Here is a 4384-nt window from a genome sequence, read left to right as displayed (position 1 = left end):
ACGGGCAGCTCGCGCCGCAGCCCCCGGCCGCCGCGCCCCAGCCGCCGACGACGCCGGAGCCCGGGCCGCAGCCCGGGACCGAGCAGCAGGACTGACGACCGACGGCCCGGGTCCCCGCGAGGGCGACCCGGGCCGTCGTGCGTCCCGCCGCGGGTCAGCGGGCGAGCAGCTCCGCCATCCACGCCTCGACGTCCTCGGGCCGGCGCGGGAGGGCGGCCGACAGGTTCTCGTTGCCGTCCGCCGTCACCAGCACGTCGTCCTCGATCCGCACGCCGATGCCGCGCAGCTCCTCGGGCACCCGCAGGTCGTCGACCTGGAAGTACAGGCCGGGCTCGATCGTGAACACCATGCCGGGCTCGATCACGGCGTCCAGGTACATCTCGCGGCGGGCCTGCGCGCAGTCGTGCACGTCGAGCCCGAGGTGGTGGCTCGTGCCGTGCACCATCCACCGGCGGTGCTGCTGGCCCTCGGGGGTCAGCGCCTCGGCGGCCGGGACCGGCAGCATGCCCCACTCGTCGAGGCGCGCCGCGATGACCTCCATCGCAGCGGCGTGCACGTCCCGGAACCGGTTGCCCGGGACCGCGACCGCGAACGCGGCGTCCGCGGCGTCCAGCACGGCCTGGTAGACCCGGCGCTGCGCGTCGGTGAACGTGCCGTCCACCGGCAGCGTGCGGGTGACGTCCGCGGTGTACAGCGAGTCGACCTCGACGCCCGCGTCGATCAGGACGAGCTCGCCCGCGCGGACCTGCCCGTCGTTGTCGGTCCAGTGCAGCGTGGTGGCGTGCGGTCCGGCGGCGGCGATCGTCTCGTAGCCGACGTAGTTGCCCTCGACGCGCGCCTGGGACAGGAACGTGCCCTCGATGACCCGCTCGCCGCGGCGGTGCGCGACGGCCTCCGGCAGCCGGCGCACGACCTCCGCGAAGCCCTCGGCGGTCGCCGCGACGGCGCTGCGCAGCTCGGCGACCTCGTGCTCGTCCTTGATCAGCCGCAGCTCCGACAGCGCCTCGACCAGCACGGCGTCGCGCTCGCCGGCGTCCTCCGCCGCGCGGATCTCCTCGACGACGGCCTCGACGGCCTCGTCCACGCCCGGCACCAGCAGCACCCGCACGCCGTCCGCGCCCGCGTCCTTGGCCAGCGCGTCCCGCAGGTCGTCGCTGTGCGCGGTCGTGATCCCGGTGACCGTCGCCATGTCCTCGAGCGTCGGGCGCGGTCCGACCCAGAACTCGCCGTACCGGGCGTCGGAGAAGAACTCCTCGGTGTCCCGGCCCGCGAGCGGGCGCAGGTACAGCACGGCGCGGTGCGTCGACCGCCCGCCGCCCGGCAGCTCGTCGCCCTCGCCGTCGGCGGCGGGGTGCAGCACCAGGACCGCGTCCGGCTCCTGCTCCGCGCCGAGGCCCGTGAGGTGCGCGAACGCGGAGTGCGGACGGAACCGGTAGTCGGTGTCGTTCGACCGCACCTTGTACGCCCCGGCCGGGACCACCAGGCGCTCGCCCGGGAACGCGGCGGCCAGGCGCGCGCGGCGGGCGGCGGTGAACGGGGCGGCCGCGCCCGGCACCGCGGTGCTCGCGGGGCGGTCGGCCCAGCCGGAGGTCACCCAGTCGAGGAACGCGGCGGACTGGGGGCGCTGGCTGCGGTTCGAGCCGCGGTCCGCGAGGGTCTGCTCGCCCTCGGCGGGCTCGGACAGGGCGGGCGCGGGGGTCTCGGGCGTGGGGTCGGTGGCCATGGGTCCAGTCTGGCACCGCGGGCCGCCCCGGGGGCCTGCGCGCAGGTCCGGCCCCTACCGGTGAGTAGCCTTGCGCGGTGCGCATCGACCTCCACACCCACTCGTCGGTCTCCGACGGCACCGAGAGCCCGGGGGAGCTGGTGGCGTCGGCCGCCGCGGCCGGGCTCGACGTCGTCGCGCTGACCGACCACGACACCACCGCCGGCTGGGCCGAGGCGTCCGACGCCGGCCGCCGGCTCGGCGTCGCCCTGGTCCCCGGCACCGAGGTGTCCGCCCTGTCGCGCGGCGTCAGCGTGCACCTGCTGTCCTACCTGCAGGACCCGGCCGACCCGGCGCTCGCGGGCGTCATCGCGCAGACCCGCGACGCCCGGCTGCACCGCGGCCGGGCGATCGTCGAGCGGCTGTCCGAGGACCTGCCGATCACCTGGGACGACGTGCTCGCCCAGCAGCAGCCCGGCACCGTGGTGGGCCGGCCGCACATCGCGGACGCGCTGGTCGCGCTGGGCGTCGTCCCCGACCGCACCGCGGCGTTCGCCGACCTGCTGTCCGCGCGCGGCCGGTACTACGTGCCGTACTACGCGCCGGAGGCGGTCGAGGCCGTCGAGGCCGTGCTCGCGTCCGGCGGGGTGCCGGTGTTCGCGCACCCCGGCGCCGACGGGCGCGGGCGGGTGGTGCCGGACTCCGCGATCGAGGAGCTCGCCGAGGCGGGCCTCGCGGGGCTCGAGGTGCACCACCGCGACCACACCCCCGAGCAGCGTGCCCGGCTGTCGGCGCTCGCCGACCGGCTCGGGCTGCTCGTCACGGGGTCGAGCGACTACCACGGAACAGGGAAGGACAACGTGCTGGGGGAGAACACGACCACGCCGGAGGTGCTCGCCGAGATCGAGCGCCGCGGCCGCACGGCGGTGGTGCGAGCATGAGCGCCGTGCTCGACTGGCGACTCCTCTCCGAGGTCTTCATCACCCTGTTCGTCATCATGGACCCGCCCGGGACCGTGCCGATCTTCCTCGGCCTGACCGGCACGATGACCCGGCAGCAGCGCAACCGGGCCGCCCGGCAGGCGATCTTCGTCGCGTTCGGCGTCGTGCTCGCGTTCGCCGTGTTCGGGCAGAGCCTGCTGTCGTACATGCACATCTCGCTGCCCGCGCTGCAGGCCTCCGGCGGCCTGCTGCTGCTGCTCGTCGCGATGGAGCTGCTGACCGGCAAGTCCGAGGAGCCGCAGCCGTCGGGGAACTCCAAGGTCAACGTGGCGCTGGTGCCCCTCGGGACGCCCCTGCTCGCCGGGCCCGGCGCCATCGTGGCGGTCATGGTGTTCGTGCAGCAGAGCGACGGGACCGCGGCCGACTGGGTCGCGATCGCGGTCGGCATCGTGCTGGTGCACGTCTGCCTGTGGTTGGCGATGCGGTTCGCGGGGTTCATCCACCGGCTGCTCGGCGACTCGGGGACCACGCTCGTGACCCGGATCGCCGGCCTGCTGCTCGCGGCGATCGCGGTGCAGCTCGTGGCGGACGCGGTGACGGCGTTCGTCAAGGCGGCCTAGCGCCGGCACCGGCACCACGCCGGCACCGGCACCACGCCGGCACCACGCCGGCGCCGGTGGCGCGCCGCGGTCTCATCCATCACCGACTGGGCAACCGACACGTCGAGCGAGCATCCGCCGACTACTCGCTCGACGTGTCGGTTGCCCGCTCGGCGCGGCCTGCGTGCGGGCGGGGCGGTCTGCGCGCGGGCGGGATGGGCGGGGCGGCCGGGGCGCCGGGCGTCGGCGGGGTGTCCCCGGGGTCGCCGTGCGGCGCGCGCGGGGTGAGGATCGGCGCGTGAGCACCTCCACCTCGTCCCTGCGCGGGCGGCTCGGCGACGAGCTGTTCGCCCGCGTCGCCGGCCCGCGCGGCCCGCAGGTGCGCGACCGCATCCACCGCACCCCCGGCCCGCGCTGGTTCGGCCCGGACGACGCGATCCGGCGGGTGCACGGCGATGCGTCGATGTTCGTCGGCGGGCTGACCGCGCTGCTGCTGCAGTCCTGGCACCCGCTGGCGATGGCCGCCGTCGCGGCGCACTCCGGGTTCCGCGGCGACCCCTGGGGCCGGCTGCAGCGCACCAGCACGTTCCTCGCGGTCACGACGTTCGGCACCGTGGAGCACGCCGAGCAGGCGGTCGCGACGGTGCGCGCGATCCACGAGCGGGTCTCCGGCGTGACCGAGGACGGCGAGCCCTACGCCGCGTCCGACCCGCACCTGCTCCGCTGGGTGCACGTCACGGAGGCGCACGCGTTCCTGACCGCGCACCAGCGCTACGGGGCGCGGCCGCTCGACGCCGCGGGCTGCGACGCCTACGTGGCCCAGTCGGCGCGGGTGGGGCGCGCGCTCGGGGCCGAGGACCTGCCCGAGACGGCCGCCGGCCTGCACGCGGCGCTCGACTCGTACCTGGCCGAGCTGCGCGGGACTCCGCAGGCGCGGGAGGCGGCCGAGTTCCTGCTCGCCGACCCGCCGCTGCCCGTGCCGGTGCGGCTGCCGTACGGGGTGCTCGCGGCGGCGGCGGTCGCCGGGCTGCCGCGCACGGCAACTCGATCCGCGCGATCGTGAAGTACCTCGACGACGTGGACGACGCGACGATCGCCGGGATCAACATCCCGACCGGCATCCCGCTCGTCTACCACCTGGA

At 76.1% G+C, this 4384-nt stretch carries 4 protein-coding genes and 1 pseudogene; 4 read left to right on the top strand and 1 reads right to left on the bottom strand.

Features of this window, described 5'->3' with window-relative positions:
- Positions 1–154: 154 nt before the first annotated feature.
- Entirely contained in the window at positions 155–1723 is a 1569-nt protein-coding gene (locus tag FA014_RS18295; RefSeq protein WP_154731049.1) for an aminopeptidase P family protein, read from the bottom strand.
- Positions 1724–1800: 77 nt separating this feature from the next.
- Here FA014_RS18295 and FA014_RS18290 point away from each other — a divergent pair, with 77 nt between their 5' ends.
- From FA014_RS18290 to FA014_RS18275, 4 genes and pseudogenes are all read left to right on the top strand, one after another.
- Complete coding sequence (locus FA014_RS18290) at positions 1801–2643, top strand: PHP domain-containing protein (protein ID WP_154731048.1); 843 nt, start codon at positions 1801–1803, stop codon at positions 2641–2643.
- On the top strand, positions 2640–3263 hold the full coding sequence (locus FA014_RS18285) for a MarC family protein (RefSeq protein ID WP_154731047.1): 624 nt from the start codon (positions 2640–2642) through the stop codon (positions 3261–3263). Before FA014_RS18290 ends, FA014_RS18285 begins: the two co-directional genes overlap by 4 nt.
- 277 nt (positions 3264–3540) lie before the next feature.
- Positions 3541–4305 (top strand): oxygenase MpaB family protein, encoded by a 765-nt coding sequence (locus tag FA014_RS18280; RefSeq protein WP_154731046.1) that lies wholly within the window; start codon positions 3541–3543, stop codon positions 4303–4305.
- Positions 4272–4384: pseudogene (locus FA014_RS18275) on the top strand (phosphoglyceromutase); the annotation flags it as partial. The gene FA014_RS18280 and the pseudogene FA014_RS18275, both read left to right, overlap by 34 nt.

It is taken from the genome of Cellulomonas hominis (genome assembly GCF_005239125.1).
In the GTDB taxonomy this organism is placed as follows: Bacteria; Actinomycetota; Actinomycetes; order Actinomycetales; family Cellulomonadaceae; genus Cellulomonas; species Cellulomonas hominis_A.
The sequence above is the reverse complement of the archived record's forward strand: the minus strand, read 5'-3'. Positions and strand labels throughout refer to the sequence as shown.